The following is a 24,703-nucleotide window of genomic DNA, read 5'->3' as shown; positions in this document are numbered from 1 at the left end:
ACTCTCTAGCTTGCAGAGTTGGAATATTTTTTTATGAATTTTAATTTGATTTCAAGCAAATAGCCTGTCCTTGTTCCTGCAGGTGAGCAACATGCTGTTCGCCCCAATTGCACAGACTATCCAAAATATCTGATAGGCTGCGGCCGTAGTCGCTTAATGAATACTCCACTTTCGGTGGGACTTGCTGATAAACTTTGCGATCAATGATGTTATCCTCTTCCAATTCACGCAGTTGCTGCGTCAGCATCTTTTGACTGATACCCGTGATTCCCCGCTTCAAATCGCTAGGCCGCATGGGTCCATGGCGGAGATTACATAGAATAATAGGTTTCCATTTTCCGCCAATGACATCCATCGTCGCTTCAACACCGATCATATATGTACGATTTTCCAAAATAAATTTCCTCCTAAAAACCTTGATATAATCCAAAAGTTACTGAAAGGTACCTATAGTACAAAAAAGTGGGTACTTATCAAAAGGTCATCAACAGTATATAGTATCTTCTCGTAGGTTACAAATACTTTTTTGATGGCTGGTTTCATGAACTAGCTTTACCGTTCAGCGAACGTCTATTTAAGAAACCATTTGTTAAAAGGGCGAAAAATGATTTTGATTATTGTCACGTATACAGTTCCACTAATCGGACTGAAGCACGATTAGTGGAACTGGCAAAGTTGAAGGAGCTCATGAAACCTTTCTAAGGAGGAACAACATGGAAAAGAAAATTTCACCAAACTTCACGTTACTGGCTCTCGCAATCAATGCCTTTGCGATTGGGTCAACAGAATTTATTAGTGTGGGGCTTTTACCGATGATCGTTAAAAGTTTCAATGTCACATTAGCTCAGGCCGGTTTAACCGTTTCTTTATACGCGTTAGGCGTCACGATCGGAGCCCCTTTATTAACGGTACTAACCGGAAAATGGAATCGTCGCAATCTGATGATCGGGATCATGCTGCTGTTTATTAGTGGGAACTTATTAGCAGCCTTTGCACCGACCTTTCTGATTTTATTGCTGGGTCGTATTTTAGCGGCGCTGGCTCATGGGATCTTCATGTCGGTTTCCACCGTGATAGCGGCGGATGTCGTAGAACCTTCCCGTCGTGCTAGTGCGATCGCCATTATGTTTACAGGCTTGACTGTAGCGACTGTAACTGGGGTACCACTAGGAACATTTATTGGTCAACAAACCACGTGGAATATGTCCTTTATCTTTATTGCAGTGGTTGGTCTGTTAGGCTTGATCGCCAGCAGCTTCTTAGTGCCTCGTCAGTTACCGATTCCAGGTAAGGTTGATTTGAAGGGCTTCGTTCGAATTTTTACCAATAAACCATTAGTTATGTCCTTCTTAATCACCGCCTTTGGTTATGGTGGAACCTTTGCGGCTTATACGTATCTATCGCCCATTTTAGAAGGCTTTGGATTTTCAGCTAGTGCCGTGGTCATTATTTTGATTGTTTACGGAGTAATGGTGGCGATTGGCAATACGATTGGTGGGCATCTTGCCAATGAAAAACCGTTGGCTTCGTTGATTAAAATGTTCGGTCTTTTAATGGCAGCTCTGGTATTCTTATTTGTGACTACTTTGATTGGGAATACTATTTTAGGTTTGCTGGCGGCTCTGCTTTTGGGCTTGTTTGCCTTCATGAATGTACCAGGACTGCAATTATATGTTGTACAGTTAGCGGAGAAATATGTACCGCAAGATATTACTTTAGCCTCGGCGTTTAATATTGCCGCCTTTAATATCGGGATTACGTTTGGTTCAACTGTGGGGGCGCAAGTAACTGGGAAACTGGGGATCGCCTACACACCTATTTTTGGATCCGTGATTGTATTCTTAGCGATTCTTTTGATTGGGCAAGTGAAGAAAAGCGAATCACCAGAAACATCAAATGAAATGACCGAATGTGAAGAGTAAACAGAAAAACCGTGACGAACACTCGTCACGGTCTCTTTGTATCCTTCCAAATTTGAGCCAGAATATCTTTTAAGACTAAAAAGGCCTCTTGATCGTTATAGCCATAATTCTTTTTCAAAAGCAGAAGCATATCTTTTATTTTTGGAATGTAGTCATTCAAATCGACTTCCGTTTGATAAGTCGCTAAAATGGGGTATTTTTCCACCCAGACATTCGTCCAATCGACTTTTGCTTGTTTTTCTTCACTCGTTTTGGCAATCACTTCTTTAATATCGTTAAGATCCGGATCAAATTCGATCAATTCATCCAAAGAAACCTTGTATGTGACGGCTAATTTCTTCGATTGGTTAATATCAGGCAACGTTTCATCCAGTTCCCATTTTGAAATCGTCTGTCTGCTTACACCGAGTTTTTCTGCGACTTCTTCTTGTGACAAGCCTCTTTTTTTTCGTGCATTGAAGAAATTCGTTCCTAATGTCATGATGTATCCCTCCAAACTTGATAAGTTAAGTTTAGCAGGATTTGATATAAAAACTAGCGAGTATCGGCTGAACATTTGCCCGTTATTTTAACATTAAGCAGGAGTGGCTGCTTTACGAAAATGAATGAAACAAGCAATCAAGACGGTAAGCAATAAAGCCAATAAGAATAGCAGTGAAATTTGCGAGCCTGTGATGGTGGCAGCGATAAAGTTCGATTGGGCTTGCTGCGCTAAATTGATGATTGTTGCAACGATCGCGGTAGCAACCGCGCCAGAGAATTGCTGCAAGGTATTGAACAATGTATTTCCATCGCCGTATTCATCTTCAGATAGCAAATTCATCCCCGTGGTCATTAGGTTACTGTAAGAAAAACCGATACCGATCATATAAAAAACATGTCCTGCAACGAAACCAAGTAAAAACGGCGAGCGTAACAACAGAGTCAAGGCGATCCAGCCGATGGTAGCAAAGCTCAAGCCTAGTAAGATTGGTTTTTTCGCACCGAATGAATCCAAGACGCGACCGGAGATCGGTGCTAAGATCGCACCAACAGCCGCACCAGGCATCATGACAAGGCCAGCGATAAAGGCGTCCTTACCTAAAACGATTTGAACGAAGTTCGGCAAGACAAAGGAAATTCCTAATAATAAGAACTGACAAACTAAGAAACCGCACAGAAATAGGACGAAGACTTTATTTTTCAAAACGGTGATTCGAACTAAAGGATTTTTTCCCCGTGTTGCTTGCCGATAGAAGACCCCTAAACCAAGGATACCAACTGCCAATGAAAGTAGACTCACTAAGCTTCCAATTTGATTTAAGAACATCAATAATCCACTGAAGAGCAATGCAACGCCAATGAGACTGACAATATCTAATGCACCAGTTTTTTTGACAGGTATTTCTGGAATGGCATAAAGACCAATGATTAGTGAAAGCACTAAAATCGGTAATAAAAATAAGAAGATCGCATGCCAAGAAAGACTTGCAGTCATAATCCCGCCATAAGTTGGTCCGATTGCTGGAGCAATGGACGTTGTCAGTGTGCCCACGCCCATCATCGTTCCGCGTTTATGCATAGGGGTGAAATTTAAGATAATGTGGAACATCAAGGGTAACGCGATTCCGGTACTGATTCCTTGCAGTAAACGTCCAATCAATAAAATACTGTAAGAGGGCGCCCACAAATCTGTTACCAATCCAACAATGAAAAAGAGATTCGCAATGATAAACAATTTTCGAATCGAAAAGTTTTTTAATAAATAATTGGAAAAGGGCACCATAATGGAGATGACTAAGAGATAAATGGTTGTGACCCATTGCACCATACCAGTGGATATTCCGAATTGCTTAATCAGGGTGGGGAAGGTCACATTCATGGCGGTTTCGATTAAGACTCCCGCAAAGGACATGATCCCCGTGGCAAGGACTGCTAGTAACAAATGGATTTTCGTTTCTTTCATATAATAACCTCACTTTAATTTGACAGATACCTTTAAAATAGGGAGTTTTCACTATATTGTTAGAGCGGGAAGCGGATTTGGTGGCTAACTTATAGTAAAGAAATCATTTTTCTAAAAAGCAGAAAAATGAATATTCATTTCGTCATGCAGACCATTCTGCTAAAGTACGCGGGATGCCTAAAATTATCAAACAGTGAATTTAACGATCAACCTATTTTTATTAACTGCAAAAAGAGAGGTGGTTTCTAAATTAATAGAAACCGCCTCTCTCTCGACACGCAGCGCGTGTTATCTGTACGATTTATTCACAAAAAGCATTGTAAAACTTTTTATGGAGAAGGTCAAGTTTAGCGTTGGATCAAAAAGCTGATGATGGCAAAAATAGCAATGTGTGCAGGGTAAAAAATGTAGAAGAAATTCCGCATACTGCGTCCTTTTTCACCATTGTATAAAATGATTGGAATTGCTGAAAGCATCATCATCCATTGGTAGTTCATTGTAAATGCATGTTGTACACCGCCAGTCACTAACGTAATGAGAGCGATAATTACTAACGCTGCAACCTGTAAAAATTTATTGCCGTGGAAAAGGTAAAATAAAACGGCTAATAGAACAAACAGAATTCCGCCTTCAGTCAATAATAGTGTTGGTACAAGTAAATTGAATGTTTGGAATAGGAGCAAGCCAATTTTAGAGTCAAGCAATCCGCTAGACAATAGACCCATTGCTAAAACACTTAAGAGAGTTGGAACAAGGAACCAAAGCACTCCCTTAGCGACTTTACGTTCTTTAACGTATTCGCATGCTTGCATGTAGACCGTACCTAAGAATAACGTGCCAAAAATATTATTGATAACGATTGCGTCTCCAACCGCAAAGTAACGATTCAAAATCATATTGATGATCCCCATCAACCAAAAGCCGGCCAATAGACGGAACATATATTTTTTTCGATTACGGGTGTGGACAAAACCTTCTGAACTTTCAAAAAGAAAAATCGGTGCGGCGATACGACCAATCCAATGAAACCACATTGGCACTCCTAAAAATAGAAAAAACTCCGCAATGTGGTCGAGCACCATTGTCACGACCCCTAAAACTTTCAACTGGAAACCATTCATCCCTTTATTCATGAAAAAACTCCTCTCTTTCTTAATAGTAGAATAACGGATTTTTTTTCAAGCAACCATTTATTGAACGAACAATCTTCTTACAAAAATGTGAGATATAAATGTCAGAAAATTCTTTAAACTCATTGACATTAAAAGCAACCTCCGCTATCATTACAATCATAAATTAATTTAAATGCCATTTAAATTTAATTTTAAAAAGGAGAATTTCTATGAACGCGACGACTACTAGACAAATGATCATTATTATTAGACTGAGGACTTGAAATCTGTTTTGGAAAAACAGTTTGAAGTCCTGTTTGACATTTGTTGAGTGGGATTCTCCAAGCATCCCACCAATCACGGTGTGATGCTTTTTTTAGTTCTTGTTTTAACAACATCAGCAAAAGAGGCAATTATGTAAAAAATGAGACGAGTTGTTGGTTAATCGCATTTAAAAAAGGAGTGGAAAAAATGGAAAATAATGTAACAGAAGTGAGCTTTCAAGAAGAGCCATGCTACACGGTGGAAACAAAAGAAGCACCGCAAGCCATTGGACCGTATGTTCAAGGAAAAGTTGTTAATGGAATGTTGTATGCATCTGGTCAGATTGCGTTAGATCCGGTGAGCGGAGAGTTAGTAGGGGAAACAATCGAGGATCAAACCTACCAAGTATTGCGAAATGTCGGGGGCGTCTTAAAAGCTGTCGGTTCAGACTATGATCAGGTAGTAAAAACAACTTGTTTTTTGAAAAATATGTCCGATTTTGCTGCCTTCAATCAAATTTATGCTAGCTTCTTTGATAAGGAAAAACCTAGTCGATCTTGTGTTGGGGTGGCAGATTTACCAAAGGGAGCACTGGTTGAAGTAGAAATCATTGCGGTTGTGGAGTAATAAATGTCTTGATAAATGTAATGCAGCCTTCCTGCTTAATAGCAGGAAGGCTTTTTTATAGTATCTCAGAAATTCTATTTATTTTTAGTTTTCTGACTATCCGTGAAAAACGAATTTTAGAAAACGCTTGCAATATCTATTTTGAGATGCTATTATCAAGGTGTTAACAGGTTAACGTGTTAAGTTGGTGAAAGGAGTAAAGTTATGGCTATAGCAAAGTACGAAGAAATAAAAAATGATATTGTAAAAAAAATACTCTCTAAGGAATTTCAGCCGGGACAAAAAATTTCTAGTGAATCAGATCTAAAGAATAAATATAACGTAAGTTCGACGACCGTCGTGAAAGCACTCAATGAACTTGTTTCTGAAGGATACGTTCATCGAGTTCAAGGGAAAGGGACTTTTGTTACGAAAGCACTTAGAGGATCAACAGTCCGATATTTCGAAAATGATTATAAGTATTATGATCGCAGCGATGAACACACAGAGGTTATCTCCGTTCAAAACGAGTTAACTTCGGAGATTCTGGGGGAGTTCGAGGAAGGTATTGAGGTCCAAAAAATCACTCGTTTGAAATATGCGAAGAATGAAGCAATCCAACTAGCAGTTACTTATATTGATTCAAACTATATTCAAGGAGCTTCTAAGGAACAATTGAAATCGATCTACGACACGGTTCGCGAAAAGAAAAACATCAATTTGTTCAATGCCAAGTTTGAAGAGAATTTCAAAATTCTGTTTCCTGTTCCTGATGAGATAAAAGACTTATTAAAGTTGTCGGATACAGAACCAGTCGTGCTCATGACGCAGAAAACATTTTCGAATGACAACAAGTTAATTGAATTTATTCTGTCATACAAAAAATATAACTACTTCGATGTCACTGTGGCATCCGTTTAGGAAGGTGAGAAGATGATTCTTTTATGCGGACATGGCAAGTACGGGGAAATGATAAAAAATAGCGTAGAGATGATTGCAGGAAAGCAGGACAATATCTTCACGATTGATTTTACAGAAGAGATGTCTGTGACAGATATTATCGAGCAATACAATAAACGGATAGCATTTGCTGAGGATGAGGTATCAATTTATTGTGATATTCCTGGAGGCAGTCCAGCAAATGCGGCTCTGTTGACCAAAAAGAATAGTAACGGGGTAAGGGTATTTACGGGATTGAATCTATCAATGGTACTCAGTTTAGTTATGGGAGAAAGTGCTGAGAGTAGTTTAAGGGATGCAAAGGATTCCATCAAGGAGCTATAGAAATTGGAGGCGAAAAACATGATAGTTAATGTTCGAATTGATGAACGTTTGATCCATGGTCAAGTAGCAACTATGTGGACGAATCACTTAAAGGTGAATCGGATTATGGTGGTCGATAACGCAGTTGTTAAAAATGAGATGGAAAAAGATGTTCTTAAAATGGCAAAGCCGAATTCAGTCAAACTTAGTATTTTAACAACTAAAGGTGCTTCTGCTCGAATCCAGAATGGGCAATACGATGATCAAAGGGTTTTTCTGATTGTAAAAAATCCAGCGACATTGGTGGAATTGGTAGACAAGGGTGTAGCGTTAAAAGAGATCAATGTTGGAAATATGTCTGCTAAAAAAGGGTCAAAACAAGTCGCAAAATCTATTGGTGTTACGCCTGAGGATATTGCAGCCTTTAATTATTTAAACGAGAAGGGTGTGAAGTTAACCGCTCAAATGGTACCAAACGAAGACAAAAGTGACTTCATGAAGTTATTGAAGGGGGAGAACTAATATGGAACTAGCTACTTGGCAAATTGCTCTGTTGATTATCTTTTCGTTCTTTTGTATTTTAGATAACTTGACTCTGGTTATCGGTATGCAATTTCCAGTAATCGTTGGGACGATTGCAGGATTAATTGTTGGTGATGTGACTTTGGGATTGACGATCGGTGCTACGTTGCAGCTGATGGTTCTTGGTGTTGGTACTTATGGAGGCGCTTCCGTTCCTGACTTTACGACCGGGGCGATTGTTGGTACAGCTTTTGCACACATTTCCGGAAAAGGAATCGAATTTGCATTAGCGATCGCGGTTCCAGTCGGATTGCTGATGGTTCAATTGGATGTCCTAGCTCGTTTTGCCAACACGTTCTTCTTACACAGAATCGATAAAAACATTGAGGAGTTGGACACAAAAGGGATCGCTAGAAACACTGTTTTAGGAATGTTTCCTTGGGGCTTATCTCGTGCTATTCCAGTAGGGATCATGCTTATTTTCGGACAAAAAGTAGTTGATGTGATCGTCAATGATATGCCTGATTGGTTAATGGGCGGATTGAAGGTAGCTGGGGGCTTGCTTCCGGTAGTCGGGATCGCTGTTTTGTTGAAGTATCTTCCTACGAACAAGTATATTGCTTATTTAATTGCCGGATTCTTTCTCGCGGCGTATTTAAACGTACCTATGCTGGGGGTGGCATTAGTCGGTTTTGCTCTGGCGATCAATCATTTCAACCGTAAAGCTGGTGAGGAGAAGAACGTTGAGACAGCTACAGTAGCGGCGGCTAATACAACTATCACTTTAGGAGGCTATGAAGATGGAGAATACGAAGAATAATACTATCACTAAAAAAGATCTTTTCCGAGCAAGCTATCGTTGGCTGTTAGCAAGTCAAATTTGTTGGAATTATGAACGTATGATGTCTACGGGCTATATCTACACGATGCTGCCTTTCCTAGAGAAAAAATACGGGGATAACAAAGAACAGCTAAAAGAAATGCTAGAGACACACAACCAATTCTTCAACTGTAATCCAATGATGGGACACTTTATTGTCGGTATGGATCTGGCAATTGAAGAACAGGAAGGTTTTGAATCAAAAGAAGTTATTACCGGAATAAAAACTGGTTTGATGGGACCTTTTGCTGGCGTCGGGGATACAATCTTTGGTGTTCTAATTCCAACTGTATTAGGTTCAATCGCTGCTTATATGGGGCAAAAAGGCAACGTGACAGGAGTAATCATTTGGCTAATGGTAAATATTGCCATTTGTATTGCCAGATTTACCTTTCTCCCATTTGGTTACAAACAGGGATTAAAACTAGTCAATGAATTCAGCGACAAACTTAATGCGTTGACGGATGCCGCAATTTTATTAGGAGTGACTGTCGTTGGTGCACTAATTCCAACGGTTATTACCGCGAATGTTTCTTTCGTTTATAAATCTGGTGAGGTGACGATGAAGCTACAAGAGATTCTTGATCAGATCATGCCAGCGCTAATTCCAGCCTGCTTGGTTGCTCTTGTTTATTGGCTTTTAGGTAAAAAGGGAATGACATCAACAAAAGCTATTCTATTAGTCATGGTATTATCGATTGTTTTTTACAATCTTAAGATTTTAGGTTAAGGAAATGGTACGTGGTTAGAAGGTTAGAAAATAATACATCAGGATGAAAAAGGGGACAGAAAAATGACATTAGAATTTTTTGAAGAATGCAAACGAATCACTCAAATTCTTGAGGAAACTGAAGGTGAAAATATTTCCAAGGCGGCTGAGATCGTAGCTGAGGGAATTATGAATGGTGGAATCACTCAAGCATTCGGTAGTGGACATTCCTATGCAGCGGCGATTGAAATCAGCGGACGTGCCGGGGGATTGATCACATCAAAAACCATTATGGATCCAGCTGGGGGCATGTATGAACAATGTGCAGGTGTTGGAAAAACATTGATGCATAAAGTAATGGTCAATCCTAATGATATTTTCTTCTTGATCTCAAACTCAGGAAGAAATCCGATGGCTATCGAAATTGCGGAAGAGGTCAAGAAACGTGGCAACAAACTGATTGTTGTTACTGCTTTGGACATTTCGAAAGCAACGACCTCACGCCATCATAGTGGAAAAATGTTGTATGAGTTTGCGGATGTTGTGCTAGATAATCACTCAGGATTTGGTGATGCGGCATTAGAAATCGAAGGCTTAGAGACAAAAGTTTGTGGAACTTCTTCCTTTGCTGCAACATTACTTTTGCAGCAAACAATGTATGAAGCGATTAAAATTATGGTTGAGAAGGGCTTTGAACCGCCAGTATATATGAGTGCCAATGTTGATGGCGGACATGAGCGGAATTTAGAAATAGAGAATAACTATGCTGATCGGATCTTCCACATTTAAGAAGCGAGGTCTTGAACTTGTCTTTTTCAAGTTTGAGACCTTTTTAGAATTTTAGGTAAAAACTTGAAAAACTAAGGACATGATTGGAGTAGGCAATGAAGGCAATTGCAGAGATTAGAAAGCAGACCTATTCAAAGAAATGGTCACGGTATGGAACAAAGGATATTCTTCCTTTTTGGATTGCTGATATGGATTTTAAGTCACCATCTTTTTTGGGAGAACACTTAATCACTAGAGTACAAGCAGATTATTTTGGATATACGGACATTCCTAAAGAAATAAATGAAGGAATTAGTAGATGGTATAAAGATCATTATAATTGTAAAGTTGATGAAACGGACATTCTTTTTTCAACTAGTGTTTTGCACAGCTATCGCGTAATTTTGGAAACACTCATAACAACAGAAGGAAAGATTCTGTTGTTTACACCAATCTATCCGCCATTGATGACAATTGCGAAAACTAGTGGAATTGAAGTAATCGAAATACCGCTTTTAAAAAGAGATGGTAATTATCAGATTGATATTGAACGAACAAGACAGAGAGTGATGGATGATCCCAAGATTGAAGCTATCGTTCTGTGTAACCCTCATAATCCAGTCGGACGCGTTTGGAATGAGCAAGAATTAGAGGAAATAAAGCAGCTGGTACGACTGAAAAAACTATATTTGATCTCCGATGAAATTCATGGAGATCTTATCTTTAAAGGGCATACTTTCCATTCGGTTTTACGAAACTGCCGACCTAAAGAAAAAGTGATTGTTCTTTCTTCTCCAGCAAAAACGTTCAATGTGGCGGGAATAAAGGCATCCTATGCTATTACCAGAAATATTGAGATAAAGGAAAGAATGGAAGCTGCTTTCAAACTGAAGGGGTTGAATGACCTAGATCTATTTGCAATAGAACTGTTGAAGACTTTATACGGGAATCCCAATCAAGCACTTGCGTGGATAGACGAGTTGATTAAGATCTTGGAGGAAAACTATCGTTATCTCGAACATTTTATTGCTGGAATTGACCGGATAGAACTGATCAAATCTGAAGGCTCCTATCTCGCGTGGTTGAGGATCATCGATAGTCCATGCAGGGATTCTAATGAAATCAGGAAGGTTTTAAAAAATCAGTTTGGTGTTGATGTGCATGAGGGCACGATTTTTAAAGAAAATGACGGTAATTATATTCGAATTAATTTCGGCTGTCCACTAGCTATTTTAGAAGTAGGTATGACTCGAATAGTGAGAGCCCTTGAAGAAAAGAAGATCTAGTAAATGAAAAGGAGACACAAGATGATTAAGGAATTTTGCGCTGAAAATTTTGAACATATCCCGCAAGCCATTGAAGCGGGGGCTGGTAGAATTGAGCTTTGCGATAACCTTGCGGAAGGTGGAACCACGCCGAGTTACGGTGTAATTAAACAAACACTTTCTTATACAAAAGAAAAAAATATTCCCACCATGGTAATGATCAGACCAAGAGGCGGGAACTTCGAGTATGATGAAGCAGAAGCAACAATCATGAAAGCAGATATAGAGATATGCAAAAAGTTACATGCAGACGGAATCGTTTTTGGTTGTCTTAAAGCTGGATGGTTGGATGAAGAACTCATTCAATCACTATTGGAACAAGCAGAAGCACTGGATGTTACTTTTCATATGGCATTTGACGAACTAAGTGTTGAAAATCAATATAGAGCTATTGATTGGCTAGTCGACCATGGTGTTAAACGCATTTTGACACATGGAGGTAGTGCTAAAACTACTATTGTTGAAAATATTCCGCATTTAAAAAAATTGATCAGCTATGCGAACGGACGAATCATTATTTTGCCGGGAGCAGGAATTCGTTTTGATAATGTTAATCAAGTTTTTTCACAATTAGATTCCTCTGAAGCGCATGGAACAAAAATCGTTAATGTTTAGATTAGATATGCAAAATCAGAATAAATACTAAAGCAGCGACAGTTTGAACCGCACCAACCGATAGGCCATAAAGTAAGAAACGTGGGCCTTCTTTTAAGAATTTTCGGAAATCTAAACGCAATCCGATAGCGGCTAACGCAGTTGTTTCGAACCAAGTACTGATAAAGTGAGCCCCATCACTAAAGATAGACGGCAAAGAAACGCAGCTATTGATGATACAAAAAATCAAAAAACAAGTGACGTACCAAGGGATCGGAAATTTTTTCTTTGATCCTTTGGTTGCTACTAGTCCATCCTGCTTTGCTTTGCGTTCGAATAGAAAAACGACAACGACTAGAAAAATGATCCTTGTTATTTTAAAAAGCATTGCGTATTTCACTGTTTCAGGATTAACCAAGCTGGCTCCTGCAACAACCTGCCCAACGGATTGTAATGTACCACCAAGTAAAGCACTTTTACTCAACAGGGAATCGTCGAAAAGTGACATTCCTAAAAAAGGCAGGGTTAACATCATCACTGTTCCCAATAAATTGACCAAGGTAATAATTTGTCCTTTTTCCTCGTCCTTCGCTTCAATCGCTGGTGCAATTGCGCCAATCGCAGAAGAACCACAGACAGCGTTTCCTCCAGCCATCATCAAGGCCATTTTTTCATTAAATCCAAGTTTTCGACCGATCCAATAGGCACCGATAATCACCGTTGTCATGATCATTAGGATGAAGACTAGACCTTTGACTCCCATTTCTCCAATCGTTTGGAAGGTCACAGTAAACCCTAGCAAGACGACTGAATATTCCAATAAACGACTTTCAGAGAACTTAGTTCCAGCGGCTAAGGCTGGTTGTTTGAATAAGGTATTTCCTAAAATGATTCCTAATAAAATGGCTAAGGTAGCCCCGCCGAGTTTCGGTATCAGCAATGCCAACAGCTTTGCTAAGACTGCCACACTTACGGACAATCCCAAACCTGGCAAGATTGGTTTTGTTTTAGTATAAAAAGTAGTAAACATCTTTCGACCTCTTTCTTGTAAGTAACCTGTAGAGACAATCTATGCAACCAGTGAATATTTTAGATAATTAGATAGTTCTTGTTATTAAAAACTTTTTATTTTGTAAAAATTCAATGGTTTTTCATCGACATTTCATTTGCACAATAAATTATAACCGATAACTTTCATTATTAGAATTTATTGATATAATACCTTAGATAGAAAAAATTAATGGAAGTGATTACGATGTTTAAATGGCTAGAAACGTTTAAAGTGGTATATGAGACAAAAAATTTTTCTAAAGCCTCGGAAATACTTTTTATTTCCCAACCAACAGTTTCAGCTCAAATTAAGCAATTAGAGAATGAACTGGGGACACAATTATTTATTCGTAGTGGGAGAAAAGAGGTTTTGATCACACCACAAGCAGAAATCTTATACGAACGGTCTGTTGATTTAATGGACGATTGGGATAATCTATATCAAGCAGTTCAAACCAATCAACAACAGATCGTGCGTTGCGTGATTGGTGCTTCCCATACATTTGCCAATTATATTTTGCCTTCGCTTCTAATCCAATTGCAACAAGACTTTCCACAAATTCGGTTTAGTGTTCAAATGATGAATTCTTTAGAGGTATTCCAGGCAGTTGAACATCATACTGTCGATTTAGGCTTCATTGAAAAGCCGTTATCTGCACCGAGTATCAAACGCTTTCCGTTAATGGAGGATCAATTGGTTTTAGCCGGTGATGTGGAGCAGGGGCCTTGGCTCGTGCGGGAAAATACCTCAGGTGTCTATTATTATACGAAACGTTTTTTGGAAGAGAAGGATATAGAGGGCCCGACCATGGAGATTCAAAATAATGAAGTGATCGTTGGCTTATTGAAGCAAGGGTTTGGCTGTTCGTTGATTTCAGAACGAGCGGCTAAAGAAATTCCTTACGAGATGCTAGGGGATAGCTATAAACGAAATTTTTACCTCATTCGTCGAAAGACCAATGCTTCTGATGATATTGAAAAATGCGCTGCTTTCATTTGTGAATGGAGCAAGCAGTAAAAACGTAACGTACGTGAAAAGTGCACGACCGTTCCGCTTCCTCAATCACTTCTTCATGCTTTTTGTACATAAAATCCTTGAGCAAAAATGAGCCCGTCTTTCTGTTTCATTATCAAAAAATACAGGGCTAATAGTGAGTGGATAGCCGTAAGTTCAGGCAATAATTTTAGATGTAAAGAAACTGCCGGCCTGGTAACGGTCGGCAGTTTTTAGTTGCATCATTTGTGTTGGGCTTGCTTGAATCGTGTCAGTTCACTCAAGAAAATGACCGTTTCTTCTAGCCGTTGAAAATCAACGATTGATAAGTTATCCTTCGGCGTGTGCATCACCGCTTCCATCAATAGATACATTTGCGTTGAAGCGATAGCGACCGCTGGAATTCCCGCACCAGCGAATAGCATATGATCTCCCATTGGCCAAGGTTCAACCTTTTCAACGGTCGGATAGTTCGTAGCAAAATTTTCTAGCTGATCGGTTAATTGTTCTGTGCATTCATAGAGCGAGTAGGATACGGTACTATTTTGCATTCCCGCACCATCAATGTTAATGGCGAATGCGTATTCTGCCGGTTGGCTTAAGGATTGTTCCATAAAGGTCATTTCACCAGGCATTGAATAATAGTCTTCTCCGTTAAATAAGACAAATTCAAGTTGATTCTCTCGTTCCGTTTGGATTAATTGTTCAGCTAAAGTCAGCAGAATTGCGACTCCCGTACCGTTATCTAGCGCGCCAGGAGTGGTAGGTTTGGTATCGATATGAGCGGAATAGGCAAGCTTTTTTCCTTTGCCGAAAGTTGCAATAACATTTGCGGCTGTAGCCGGTTTACGCTCTGTCATCAGACGTAAAGTCGCCGTTTTTTTATTTAACAGTGAAGGTAAAAGCGATCCTTTGACTGTTCCACATGGAACATTGAAGTCGCCATCTTGAATAATCGGTACAGGGACATCTTCAAGAAAACTTACGGTAATCACGGCTAACGGTTGTTTTTGTTCTAGTTCCCGAATAATTGCTTGATGTTCTTCAGGGTTCCAAAAGACCATACTTTTTGGCATAAGCGGTTCTTTACAAAGTTTGCCGTACATCATGCAAATTTTATTGGTTAAATCCGCTGCCGCTAATTCTTCGATTGTTTGAACGCAGACTAACTCTCCGCTAACATGACAAGGCATCGCATATTCCGCGGCTTCTACTTCTACTGATTGACCATCAACGATCAATTCCGCACCGTCATTTTGCCAATCCATACACGGAAATTCCTGCAAGCGAACCTCATAACCCAATGAACGAAATGTTTTCGCGGCGTATTCGACCGCTGCTTGATTTCCTGCTGACCCTGTGGCACGTGGTCCGATCTCCTGACACAATTTCTCCATATGACGTCCTAAGCTGTTTTTGATGCTCTCCATTTTGAAACACTCCTTTTAATTTTTTTAATCATCGTTCGCTCAACTACATTCTTTACTTGCAGTTCCGCTTTCTAGACTTTCGTTAAACAATATTTCTGCTGGAAAAGTTGGACTGCTTTCTCTTTAGTTGATACCATAAGTATAGGAGAGAGGCGAGAGCATTTCTTGACCTTCCTTGTGCATTTGTGGGTAACGGAAAAAAATAGTGGAGGGATTATGACGAACTTAGAACATGCTGCAGCAGTCACACGCATGCAGTCCTATATCGAAGAACATTTAGAAGAAGACATTACCCTGCATGCACTGGCTCAGCAAGCGGGCTATTCACCTTGGCATTGTGCCAAAATGTTTAAAGAGTACACAGATAAATCGCCGTTCGAATACATTCGCAAGCTGCAGTTGTCTAAGGCTGCTTTAGTATTACGAGATGAAGAGCTACGAGTGATTGATGTTGCTTTAGATTTTGTCTTCGATTCGCATGAGGGTTTTACTCGAGCTTTTCGCAAACAGTTCGGCGTCACACCGAAGGCTTATCAAAAAAAGACACCACCGATTCCATTATTTACTCCCTATCCGGTGGAAAGCTACTATTTAATGGGCGAAGAGCATGACGATTTGCCGCCGTTGTCTAAGAATCTCCATGTTCGACTTATTGAATTTCCGGCTCGTAAGCTAATTCTATTACGGGGGAAAGAAGCGGAAACATATCTTGCTTATGCGAAAGAAGTAGGCTGTGATGTTTGGGGGATTCTTGCAAGTATCAAAGAAGCCTTATATGAACCAGTTGGCTTATGGCTACCGGAAGATTTGCGGCCGGCCGGTACTTCTGTATATGCTCAAGGAGTGGAAGTCCCTGTTGATTATCAAGGGCTTATTCCTGAAGGCTTTGAAATGATTGATCTTCCTGCCTGTACGATGTTGCTGTTTCAAGGAGATCCCTATGATGAAGCGCGTTTCGATGAGGCGATTGAGGCTGTGATGAAGCAAATCGATACGTATGACCCTAGCTTGAACAATTGTAGATGGGCCGAAAATGAGGGACCACGAATTCAACTAGAACCACAGGGATATCGCGGCTATATTGAAGCACGACCAGTCTATTTAAGCTAACAATCAAAAGTACACGAACTTCCTGAGTAAAAAGTTTGTGTGCTTTTTCTTGTCTCATTATATGAAGGAAAAAAGTCAGGTGAATTTTTTGTCAACCGCTTAGCTAAAAAATCAGTCGAAAGTCTGAGGCGTCCCACTACCCGAATGCTATAATTAGCTCAATCACAGATAACAAATAAATCAGAAAAAGGTTGGGATAAAAATGAAACGAAGAGGTTCAGGTATCATTGTTGGGATTGTCGTGATTGCTCTGGCAATCGGAGCCTATTTAATAACGACATATAACTCATTGGCTTCAGCAGAAAACGATGTGGATGCAAAATGGTCACAAGTGGAAAATGTAATGCAGCGACGGGCGGATTTAATTCCAAATCTGGTCAATAGCGTTCAAGGCAGCATGAAACATGAAGAAAAAATTGTCAAACAAATTACGGATGCGCGTAAAGCTTATAACAATGCGAAGACACCGGCAGAAAAAAATGAAGCAAATAATCAAATTGATCAAAGTTTAGGAACGATGGTGAATGTGATCCAAGAAAGTTACCCAACGTTAGCTTCGAATGAAAATGTGAAAACGTTGATGGTACAGCTGGAAGGAACGGAAAATCGAATCTCTGTAGAACGGAAAAACTACATTGAACAAGTCAATGACTACAACCAAAGCTTGGTTCGTTTTCCTAAAAACATGGCAGCGAAGGTGTTAGGATTCGATAAAAAGGCGAATTTTAAAGCAGATGATAAGGCCAAAGAAGTGCCAGATGTCAGCTTTGAATAAGAATGGGTGAGAAAAATGAAAAGGGAACAGCGTGCTTCAGGGGAACGGCTCCATCAAGAGGTCGTTGAAAACTATCGTAAGTTACGTAAACGTAATGGAGTCTTTTCCCTAATTTTAGTTTTTGTATTGCTGATCAGCGGGTTTGGTTTGTTCAATCGCTTTACGACCAGCAGTTATGGAGATAAAAAGGCGACCTATGATCAGCAATTGACGAAGTTAGATCAAGATCGAGAAGATATTTTGTCTGGTAAAAAAGTGACCGTCAACCAATCCTTTAAAACAACTTTGAATGATAATTTGGCGAATTTGAAGGAATACCCTAAAAAAGCCAACAATTACGATGTGGCGATTAAGGAAACCGATGGTCGTTTGACCATTAATAAGAACAACATCTTTATTTCTGACAACGCCAATATGCTAAGTCAGAAAACAAAGGAAAAAATTTATCAATTAAATAAGCAATTAGCGGCAAGTACTAATGGCGCACAATTAGAAGTTGTTACGGTACCAGAATTGCCTCGAGGAGAGGATATTGAATCTTATGCCAATAAAATCTTCAATCAATTAGGAATTGGTAATAAGACTGAAAATAACGGCGTGTTGTATCTAATCGCGTTGGATGAACGAGAATTTCGTTTGGAAGTCGGCTATGGGATAGAAGGGTTAATTCCTGATGGGAAAGCGGATGATATCATCAATAATGATGATGTCGTAGAGGCCTTTAAGGATGGAGATTACGATACAGGGGTCAACCAAGTAGTTGATGAAGTGTTTGGGATCATGAACACGAAGACGGCTTTGGTAGATTCGCAAATTAAAAAGGTCAAGAGTCAGCGGACACAGCTGATGTTCTTCCATTGGACAGGCATGGTAGTTTTAGGATTGCTGGTCTTTGTCAGTCTATTATTAGTAGTGAACCTGTTGCGAGCGCGAGTGTGTCTCAAAGAAAACTATAAAAAGTACCAATCAGAGACGGCTTCGATTACAGCGGATGAAGAATTGCAGAGAGCGGTTAAACATACAGAGCTCTATCAAATTCTATTAAGTGGGTTATTAATCGGAATGTCAGTAGGTGGCATTCGACGGGCGATCATACAAGGAAGACTGTTGCGTAATCCTTCCGCGGAGAAAAAAATGTTCGGTCGTATTTTAATTGGCGATACGTTATATTCCGGTAATGGGGATGTATTGACGACGGCTTATTTAGCGTCAAATTACAATTCTAGTAATTGGTCCGATCATGATAGCGGCTCAGGCGGCGGTTCATCATGGGGGTCCTTCGGCGGCGGTTCGTCCGGTGGTGGCGGAGCTTCAGGCGGCTGGTAAGTGAATAGCAGCAAAGCAAGCGTGGGACAAACTTAAGTCTCGCGCTTTTTTGTGTTTGGACTAAAAAGCTAGGCATTCCTTTTTGCTGGATTTATAAGTGACTGGTCATATTTTTTATGAATTATTCACATATTTTCTGCGTTCCAACCGCTTCCTGACTATAATAAACGTGAGGGGCTTTATTTTTTGTCCGTTGCAACGGTCAAAAACGAGTGAAGCGTTTTCTTTCTGACAGGTTATGATAAAAACAAGAAGGGGAGGTTGATAGCCGTGGGAGCAAAGAAAAATCGTGAACAAAGGCTGTTACTACTTCTAACGAAACGACATGATTACATCACGTCCGATGAATTGGCGGAGCACCTAGGAACTTCGCAAAAAACGATTTATCGCCTAATCAAAAAAATCAATGAAACTTATGGCGAAGGACTGATCCAGTCAGAAAAGGGGCGAGGCTACAAATTAGATTACGAAAAATACATCAGCCAAACACAGTTTCAACCCAGTCAACGGAGTCAATATTCACCGCAGGAGCGGAGAAATCGTGTGATGGAAGAGTTATTGCTCTCGTCACCTAATGCGAAGAATGTTTATGACCTGTTTGAAGAATACTATGTTGGTGAATCAGTCATTTTCAGTGACGAACAAATTATCTCAGAGCATTTACAGCGTTATGATTTAAAGTTGGAACGAAAGCAACGAACGCTAGCTGTTTTAGGAAAAGAAGCGAGTATTCGTCGAGCAATAGCTGATTTGATTCAAATGCACAACATTATTGAGATTGATGAGCTGAAGAATCATTCAGAGTTGAACTTTAATAATTATGATGTGTTGTTCATTTTAGACCAACTAAAGCTGATCGAAAAACAATTAAAGCTAACGATTCCTTATCCTTATAATGTCAATATCTTTTCTCATTTGTATATTTTGATTAGCCGTTTGCGGAAGGTTCATCATTTACCAAATGAAGAAATGAGTCCGCTTTCTCAAAAGGAACAAGAAGGGCTGCAGCAGGATATGGCTCTTTATCAAGTCGCTAAAGCGGCAATCAATCAGGTGGAGAATTACTTGCACAGTGACTTGCCAGAGTCGGAAGTTTACTATCTCTATAAGTATCTGTCCTCTTCACGGATGCAGGGTTCCTTGAGTAAGGTGACAAAGTTTTCTTCAAAAGTCGTGGAAATCACGAATATGTATTTGAACGGAATGAGTCAGCGTTTGAACATCCCGATTAAAGGAGAATCGATTTTTCTGGATTTGGCGAATCATATCAAACCGATGATCAACCGTTTGGGCCACGGGATTCATGTGAAAAATAGCCTGTTGGATCAGATCAAAATGACCTATGAAACGATCTTTACGGATGTCGCAAATGTTTCGGATGAAGTCAGCCAGCGCTTTGATCTGCCAAAGATCAATGAAGACGAGAACGGCTTTATCACCTTGTACTTTGCCCGCATCATTGAGACCAATCAATTGCCGATTCGAACGGTCATTATGTGTACGACCGGTGTTGGGACATCTGAGCTGTTACGAGTCAAGATTGAAAAGAAGTTTCCTGAGTTGGAGATCGTTGACGTGATCGCTTCACGGGATGCCAAACAATTTATGGAAAAATATCCAGGAATTGATTTGATCTTAACGACGATTAATGTCAGTGATACGATCTCAGTACCATCCTTATTGGTCAGTGCGATGTTTACCAGAGACGATCAAAACCGTTTGCAAAAGAAAATCGAGGCGATTTATGATGAACGATAATTTTTTCAGTGTCTTTTTAGATCAACTATTAACGAATAAAGACCAGATTCAGCGTTTTATCGCAGAATTTGCTAATCCAGCAGAAGCTGAAGAACTGATCGCATCTTTGAAGCAACGGGAAGAAGTCGGCAACACGATGATCGCCGAGCACGTAATTTTGCCTCATTTAGAAAGCCGCAAGATCGAACAAAGTCAGGTATTACTGATTCGTTTAGCCGAACCGATTGATCTGGATGAGAAAACTCCAGCGGTTCAATTAATTATTACAATTTTATTGAAGAGTGGAGAAACTCAGGCAACAAAGAAGCGAATCGCACAATTCATGCGTCAATTGGCAGACGAAGAATTTTTAGAAGCATTACTGAATGCTGAAAATGAAGAACTTTTTTATCAAAAATTGGAGGAATAACTTATGAAAATAGTTGGAGTAGCTGCATGTACAGTGGGAATTGCCCATACGTATATCGCGCAAGAAAAATTAGAAAATGCCGCAAAAAAAGCGGGCTGTGAAATGAAAGTAGAAACGCAAGGAACAATTGGAATTGAAAATGAATTAACACAAGAAGAAATCAATCAAGCCGATATCGTGATCTTAGCGGTAGACGTGAAAATTTCTGGACGTGAGCGCTTTGAAGGCAAACGTATCATCCAGGTGCCGACGGAGATCGCTGTCAAGTCACCAAATAAATTGATTGAAAAAGCACAAGAGGTTGTTGCTCAGAAGGTGTAGGGGGAATTCTAATGGAAGTAAAGGATATCGTGGATTTAGACATCGTTAAGACCAATATGACTGCTAAGACCAAAGATGATGCGTTGAATGATTTGGCCCATCAGTTGTTGACGAATGGCTATATTTCAGAAGTAGAAGGATTCATCAAAGATATTTATGCCCGTGAGGCAGAAGGCCAGACAGGGATTGGAAACTATATCGCGATTCCCCATGGAAAAAGCTCCTATGTCAATAAGGTAGGTGTAGCGATTGGAATCAATCAAGAGGAGATCCCTTGGGAAAGTTTAGACGGAAAAGGGGTAAAGGGCATCATTCTTTTCGCAGTGGGCAATGATACTGACGGTGCGACCAATCATTTGAAATTATTGTCGCTCTTTGCCAGAAAACTGGGGAACGATGAAGTAGTTGGCAATTTGTTGCAGGCGAAAAAGCCTGAAGATGTTGTTGAAGCATTCGCTTAATGGAGGAAGAAAAATGAAAAAAATAAAAGAGTTAAATCTTAAAGGCCACTTGTTGACGGCGATCTCTTACTTGATTCCGATCGTCTGTGGAGCTGGTTTCTTGATTGCCATCGGCATGGCTTTTGGCGGTTCTAGTCAAGATGCATTAGTACAAGGACAATTCACGATCTGGGATGCCTTAGCAACAATGGGTGGTAAAGGTTTAGGCCTGTTACCAGTTGTGATTGCAACGGGAATTTCTTATTCAATCGGCGGTAAACCAGGGATCGCTCCCGGCTTTATCATTGGTTTGACAGCAAATGCGATCGGTGCTGGTTTTATCGGCGGAATTTTAGGCGGTTACTTAGCAGGTTATTTAGTAGTAGCAATTTTAAAATATGTCAAACTGCCGAATTGGGCAAAAGGGTTAATGCCAACACTAGTTATTCCATTTTTAACATCGATCATCGGCGGCTTGATCATGGTATACATCATCGGCGCGCCAATTGCGGCATTAACGTCATTGTTAACGAACTTTTTAGATGGCTTAGGCAATTCTTCTTTATTAGTATTCGGCGGTGTAATTGGGCTATTGAGCGGGGTTGATTACGGCGGACCGATCAATAAAACAGTTTTCGCTTTTGTTTTAACGATGCAGGCGGAAGGCTTGAACGGCCCAATCACTGCTTTGCAGCTGGTGAATACGGCAACACCAATTGGTTTTGGATTGGCGTTCTTTATCGCCAAGCTATTTGGTAAAAACATCTATACGAAATTAGAAGTAGAAACGTTAAAATCAGCAGTACCAATGGGTGTTATCAATATCGTTGAAGGCGTCATTCCACTAGTTATGAACGATCTTGTCCGGGGAGTTGCAGCGACCGCGATCGGCGGCTTTGCCGGAGGCGCAACAACAATGATCTTAGGAGCAGATGCAACCGTTCCATTTGGTGGGGTGCTGATGATTCCAACGATGTCGAGACCCTGGGCAGGTGTGATCGCAATCTTAGTCAATGTGGTCGTAACAGCAGTTGTATTAGCTGTAATTAAGAAAAATGTGACTGAAGAAGATGCAGCGATGCAAGTAGAAAAAGAAGAAGACGAGATTAATTTAGAAGACATTCAAATTTTTTAGGAAAGTGTGACGCCACATGAATAAAGTAGAATTTTCACCATCGCTAATGACGATGGACTTAGACAAGTTTAAAGAACAGATTACCTTTTTGAATGACCAAGTAGACTCCTACCATATCGATATTATGGACGGGCATTATGTACCAAATATTACATTATCCCCATGGTTTATCGAGGAACTACGAAAAATTACGACATTACCAATGTCTGCCCATTTAATGGTAACAGACCCTAGTTTTTGGGTGCAGCAATTGATTGATCTGCATTGTGAATGGATCTGTATGCATGCGGAAGTATTGGATGGTCTCGCGTTTCGTTTGATCGATCAAATCCATGATGCTGGCTTGAAGGCTGGTATCGTATTAAACCCTGAAACACCGATCGAAACAATTTTCCCTTATATTGAGTTAGTCGACAAAATCACGATCATGACGATCGATCCGGGTTTTGCAGGGCAACGATTCATTGAAAGTACCTTGGATAAGATTGTGGATCTGCGGGAGTTAAGAGCGAAAAAAGGCTACAGCTATGTGATTGAAATGGATGGGTCATCGAATCGTAAATCCTTCAAACGCATTGATGCGGCAGGACCGGATATTTATATCGTGGGTCGAAGTGGGCTGTTCGGCTTAGACGAAGATATTGCCAAAGCGTGGGAAATCATGGTCAATGACTATGAAGAAATGACGGGTAAAAAAATTCGTTACGCAGAAGTAAGCGAATAACAAGAATCTTGGAGTCGTAAAAGACTCCAAGATTTTTGTCGTCTCCTAGAAAAAATGCGTAAGTGAAATTGCCTAAACACAAAGAACGCTTTTGTGATATAGTAAACAATAATGTAACCGTTTTAAAGAATGGAGGAATGTCATGGAATATCGAGGACCGATGCTGGTAGTAAAGGACATGGAGCGATCAAAAGCATTCTATCGGAAATTTTTAGAGGTAGATATCGTCTCTGATTTCGGCGAGAATGTCACCTTTAATGGGGGCTTATCATTGCAGACGGAAGAATCGTGGATTCGTTTCACTGGCTGTGACCAAGAAGCTTTCAACTATCAGAACAATACGGTAGAATTCTATTTTGAGACAAAGGATTTTGATGACTTTGTTGAACGCACGAAAGAGGAAAACTTGGACTTTTTGCGAGACGTCGCAACGATGCCTTGGGGGCAAAAGGTGGCCTGTTTCTATGATCCTGATAAGCATGTCATCCAAGTTGGCGAAGATCTAACAGTGATGGTAAAACGCTTGGCTGCAGAGGGAATGACTGTGGAAGAATTAGGCGAAAAGACCTTTCTTGGGATAGAAATCGTCGAAAATATGTTGAATAGTTAAAAAGGTTGAAGACCGCGGTCTTCAACCTTTTTTCTATTTTAATTGTTGTTGTGTCCACTGTTCATAGAGAAAGGCAAATGCTCCAGAGGGTGCTTGCAGACTAGCTTCCAGCATTTGTGCTAAAGTCTTTAGTTTTATTTGTACTTCTTGATCCGTCCAAGTAAATAATCCAGGATCAAGTAAAAAAATAATCGGTGACAGTAAAATTTCCGCCTGCTGTTCAGGTTGTTCACAGACAAAGATCTTTTCATCGACTCCTTGCTGTAGAATATCGCCAACGATCGGTGCAAGCCGCTGCATGATAAAAGCCATTGATTTCTGATGAATCGCGGCATTCTGAGGTTCGTGTAAAGCACTATCAATCGTATGATCGACAGCAGTACTGCGATAAAAGTACAGTAATAGCTTTATCTTTTCTAAAGCAGGGGCCTTTACAGCGGCTAGCTTGGTTTGACAGGTATCAATGACGTTGCTGTATTGACGTTCGACTAAAGCATCCAAGACTTCTTCTTTGCTTTTGAAATAATAGTATAGCCCACCTTTAGCAATTCCAGCCTTCGTGGCAATATCTTGAACAGATGCGGTTCCAGCAGTTCCTTCGTAAAGTAGTTCCTGCAAGGCATCTAAAATCAATTCTCTTTTACTCATCGTATCAGCCTCCCAAAATAGTATATCACAAGAAGTTGACCATCGTTCAAAAAGTTGTTATGA

The 24,703-nt window shown here is 40.1% G+C and carries 28 protein-coding genes; 21 read left to right on the top strand and 7 right to left on the bottom strand.

The features are described from left to right. Positions 1 to 40: 40 nt before the first annotated feature. Positions 41 to 394, bottom strand: coding sequence for a winged helix-turn-helix transcriptional regulator (locus IGI44_RS15890; protein ID WP_438788771.1), 354 nt, complete (start codon positions 392 to 394; stop codon positions 41 to 43). A gap of 319 nt (positions 395 to 713) precedes the next feature. Here IGI44_RS15890 and IGI44_RS15885 point away from each other — a divergent pair, with 319 nt between their 5' ends. Further along, positions 714 to 1,922, top strand: a complete 1,209-nt coding sequence (locus IGI44_RS15885; RefSeq protein ID WP_438788769.1) for an MFS transporter — start codon at positions 714 to 716, stop codon at positions 1,920 to 1,922. Between the two features lie 25 nt (positions 1,923 to 1,947). On the opposite strand, the gene IGI44_RS15880 is transcribed toward IGI44_RS15885, so the two are convergent. The 3 genes from IGI44_RS15880 to IGI44_RS15870 form a co-directional block, all read right to left on the bottom strand. After that, positions 1,948 to 2,403, bottom strand: a complete 456-nt coding sequence (locus IGI44_RS15880) for a helix-turn-helix domain-containing protein (RefSeq protein WP_438788768.1) — start codon at positions 2,401 to 2,403, stop codon at positions 1,948 to 1,950. A gap of 93 nt (positions 2,404 to 2,496) precedes the next feature. Continuing rightward, on the bottom strand, positions 2,497 to 3,867 hold the full coding sequence (locus tag IGI44_RS15875) for an MFS transporter (RefSeq protein WP_438788767.1): 1,371 nt from the start codon (positions 3,865 to 3,867) through the stop codon (positions 2,497 to 2,499). A gap of 347 nt (positions 3,868 to 4,214) precedes the next feature. Continuing rightward, on the bottom strand, positions 4,215 to 5,000 hold the full coding sequence (locus tag IGI44_RS15870; protein WP_438788766.1) for a TraX family protein: 786 nt from the start codon (positions 4,998 to 5,000) through the stop codon (positions 4,215 to 4,217). A 450-nt stretch (positions 5,001 to 5,450) separates the two neighbouring features. On the opposite strand from IGI44_RS15870, the gene IGI44_RS15865 reads away from it, so the two are divergent. The 9 genes from IGI44_RS15865 (at position 5,451) to IGI44_RS15825 (ending at position 11,931) form a co-directional block, all read left to right on the top strand. Then, on the top strand, positions 5,451 to 5,870 hold the full coding sequence (locus tag IGI44_RS15865) for a RidA family protein (RefSeq protein WP_438788764.1): 420 nt from the start codon (positions 5,451 to 5,453) through the stop codon (positions 5,868 to 5,870). 204 nt (positions 5,871 to 6,074) lie between these two features. Beyond that, positions 6,075 to 6,770, top strand: coding sequence for a GntR family transcriptional regulator (locus IGI44_RS15860; protein WP_438788763.1), 696 nt, complete (start codon positions 6,075 to 6,077; stop codon positions 6,768 to 6,770). Positions 6,771 to 6,782: 12 nt separating this feature from the next. After that, complete coding sequence (locus tag IGI44_RS15855; RefSeq protein ID WP_438788762.1) at positions 6,783 to 7,133, top strand: PTS sugar transporter subunit IIA; 351 nt, start codon at positions 6,783 to 6,785, stop codon at positions 7,131 to 7,133. 18 nt (positions 7,134 to 7,151) lie between these two features. Beyond that, entirely contained in the window at positions 7,152 to 7,634 is a 483-nt protein-coding gene (locus IGI44_RS15850) for a PTS system mannose/fructose/N-acetylgalactosamine-transporter subunit IIB (protein WP_438788760.1), read from the top strand. A gap of 1 nt (position 7,635) precedes the next feature. Next, the gene (locus IGI44_RS15845) at positions 7,636 to 8,454 is read left to right on the top strand and encodes a PTS mannose/fructose/sorbose/N-acetylgalactosamine transporter subunit IIC (protein ID WP_438788759.1); all 819 of its coding nucleotides are present in this window, start codon (positions 7,636 to 7,638) and stop codon (positions 8,452 to 8,454) included. Then, positions 8,429 to 9,244, top strand: a complete 816-nt coding sequence (locus IGI44_RS15840) for a PTS system mannose/fructose/sorbose family transporter subunit IID (protein ID WP_438788757.1) — start codon at positions 8,429 to 8,431, stop codon at positions 9,242 to 9,244. Before IGI44_RS15845 ends, IGI44_RS15840 begins: the two co-directional genes overlap by 26 nt. Before the next feature lie 63 nt (positions 9,245 to 9,307). Further along, complete coding sequence (locus IGI44_RS15835; protein WP_438788756.1) at positions 9,308 to 10,012, top strand: SIS domain-containing protein; 705 nt, start codon at positions 9,308 to 9,310, stop codon at positions 10,010 to 10,012. 95 nt (positions 10,013 to 10,107) lie between these two features. Next, positions 10,108 to 11,277: a MalY/PatB family protein gene (locus IGI44_RS15830; protein WP_438788754.1), complete on the top strand. Its 1,170-nt coding sequence runs from the start codon at positions 10,108 to 10,110 to the stop codon at positions 11,275 to 11,277. A gap of 21 nt (positions 11,278 to 11,298) precedes the next feature. Beyond that, complete coding sequence (locus IGI44_RS15825) at positions 11,299 to 11,931, top strand: copper homeostasis protein CutC (protein WP_438788753.1); 633 nt, start codon at positions 11,299 to 11,301, stop codon at positions 11,929 to 11,931. A gap of 1 nt (position 11,932) precedes the next feature. Here the strand turns inward: IGI44_RS15825 and IGI44_RS15820 are convergent, their stop codons facing one another. Further along, positions 11,933 to 12,940: a YeiH family protein gene (locus tag IGI44_RS15820; protein WP_438788752.1), complete on the bottom strand. Its 1,008-nt coding sequence runs from the start codon at positions 12,938 to 12,940 to the stop codon at positions 11,933 to 11,935. Positions 12,941 to 13,165: 225 nt separating this feature from the next. Between IGI44_RS15820 and IGI44_RS15815 the strand changes: the two genes are divergently transcribed. Continuing rightward, the gene (locus IGI44_RS15815; RefSeq protein WP_438788751.1) at positions 13,166 to 13,978 is read left to right on the top strand and encodes a LysR substrate-binding domain-containing protein; all 813 of its coding nucleotides are present in this window, start codon (positions 13,166 to 13,168) and stop codon (positions 13,976 to 13,978) included. Between the two features lie 218 nt (positions 13,979 to 14,196). Here the strand turns inward: IGI44_RS15815 and IGI44_RS15810 are convergent, their stop codons facing one another. Further along, the gene (locus IGI44_RS15810) at positions 14,197 to 15,384 is read right to left on the bottom strand and encodes a M28 family peptidase (protein ID WP_438788750.1); all 1,188 of its coding nucleotides are present in this window, start codon (positions 15,382 to 15,384) and stop codon (positions 14,197 to 14,199) included. A gap of 216 nt (positions 15,385 to 15,600) precedes the next feature. Between IGI44_RS15810 and IGI44_RS15805 the strand changes: the two genes are divergently transcribed. From IGI44_RS15805 to IGI44_RS15760, 10 genes are all read left to right on the top strand, one after another. Next, entirely contained in the window at positions 15,601 to 16,494 is an 894-nt protein-coding gene (locus tag IGI44_RS15805) for a helix-turn-helix domain-containing protein (protein ID WP_438788749.1), read from the top strand. A gap of 202 nt (positions 16,495 to 16,696) precedes the next feature. Beyond that, positions 16,697 to 17,269 carry a LemA family protein gene (locus tag IGI44_RS15800; protein ID WP_438788747.1) on the top strand — a complete coding sequence of 191 codons (573 nt, stop codon included), beginning with the start codon at positions 16,697 to 16,699 and terminating at the stop codon, positions 17,267 to 17,269. A 15-nt stretch (positions 17,270 to 17,284) separates the two neighbouring features. Then, positions 17,285 to 18,595, top strand: a complete 1,311-nt coding sequence (locus tag IGI44_RS15795) for a TPM domain-containing protein (protein ID WP_438788746.1) — start codon at positions 17,285 to 17,287, stop codon at positions 18,593 to 18,595. Between the two features lie 270 nt (positions 18,596 to 18,865). Then, the gene (locus IGI44_RS15790; RefSeq protein ID WP_438788745.1) at positions 18,866 to 20,353 is read left to right on the top strand and encodes a BglG family transcription antiterminator; all 1,488 of its coding nucleotides are present in this window, start codon (positions 18,866 to 18,868) and stop codon (positions 20,351 to 20,353) included. Then, positions 20,340 to 20,762: a PTS sugar transporter subunit IIA gene (locus tag IGI44_RS15785; RefSeq protein ID WP_438788743.1), complete on the top strand. Its 423-nt coding sequence runs from the start codon at positions 20,340 to 20,342 to the stop codon at positions 20,760 to 20,762. Before IGI44_RS15790 ends, IGI44_RS15785 begins: the two co-directional genes overlap by 14 nt. A gap of 3 nt (positions 20,763 to 20,765) precedes the next feature. Then, the gene (locus IGI44_RS15780; protein WP_438788742.1) at positions 20,766 to 21,083 is read left to right on the top strand and encodes a PTS fructose transporter subunit IIB; all 318 of its coding nucleotides are present in this window, start codon (positions 20,766 to 20,768) and stop codon (positions 21,081 to 21,083) included. 11 nt (positions 21,084 to 21,094) lie between these two features. Continuing rightward, positions 21,095 to 21,544 carry a PTS sugar transporter subunit IIA gene (locus IGI44_RS15775; RefSeq protein ID WP_438788740.1) on the top strand — a complete coding sequence of 150 codons (450 nt, stop codon included), beginning with the start codon at positions 21,095 to 21,097 and terminating at the stop codon, positions 21,542 to 21,544. A 13-nt stretch (positions 21,545 to 21,557) separates the two neighbouring features. Continuing rightward, positions 21,558 to 22,658, top strand: a complete 1,101-nt coding sequence (locus IGI44_RS15770; protein ID WP_438788738.1) for a PTS fructose transporter subunit IIC — start codon at positions 21,558 to 21,560, stop codon at positions 22,656 to 22,658. 16 nt (positions 22,659 to 22,674) lie between these two features. Further along, complete coding sequence (alsE, locus tag IGI44_RS15765; RefSeq protein WP_438788736.1) at positions 22,675 to 23,382, top strand: D-allulose 6-phosphate 3-epimerase; 708 nt, start codon at positions 22,675 to 22,677, stop codon at positions 23,380 to 23,382. A gap of 142 nt (positions 23,383 to 23,524) precedes the next feature. After that, on the top strand, positions 23,525 to 23,992 hold the full coding sequence (locus tag IGI44_RS15760; RefSeq protein WP_438788735.1) for a VOC family protein: 468 nt from the start codon (positions 23,525 to 23,527) through the stop codon (positions 23,990 to 23,992). A gap of 33 nt (positions 23,993 to 24,025) precedes the next feature. On the opposite strand, the gene IGI44_RS15755 is transcribed toward IGI44_RS15760, so the two are convergent. Further along, complete coding sequence (locus tag IGI44_RS15755; RefSeq protein ID WP_438788733.1) at positions 24,026 to 24,640, bottom strand: TetR/AcrR family transcriptional regulator; 615 nt, start codon at positions 24,638 to 24,640, stop codon at positions 24,026 to 24,028. Positions 24,641 to 24,703 lie beyond the last annotated feature (63 nt).

It is taken from the genome of Enterococcus sp. DIV0756, assembly GCF_051710745.1.
Classification (GTDB): Bacteria; Bacillota; Bacilli; order Lactobacillales; family Enterococcaceae; genus Enterococcus_A.
This window is presented reverse-complemented; position numbering and strand designations above follow the sequence as displayed.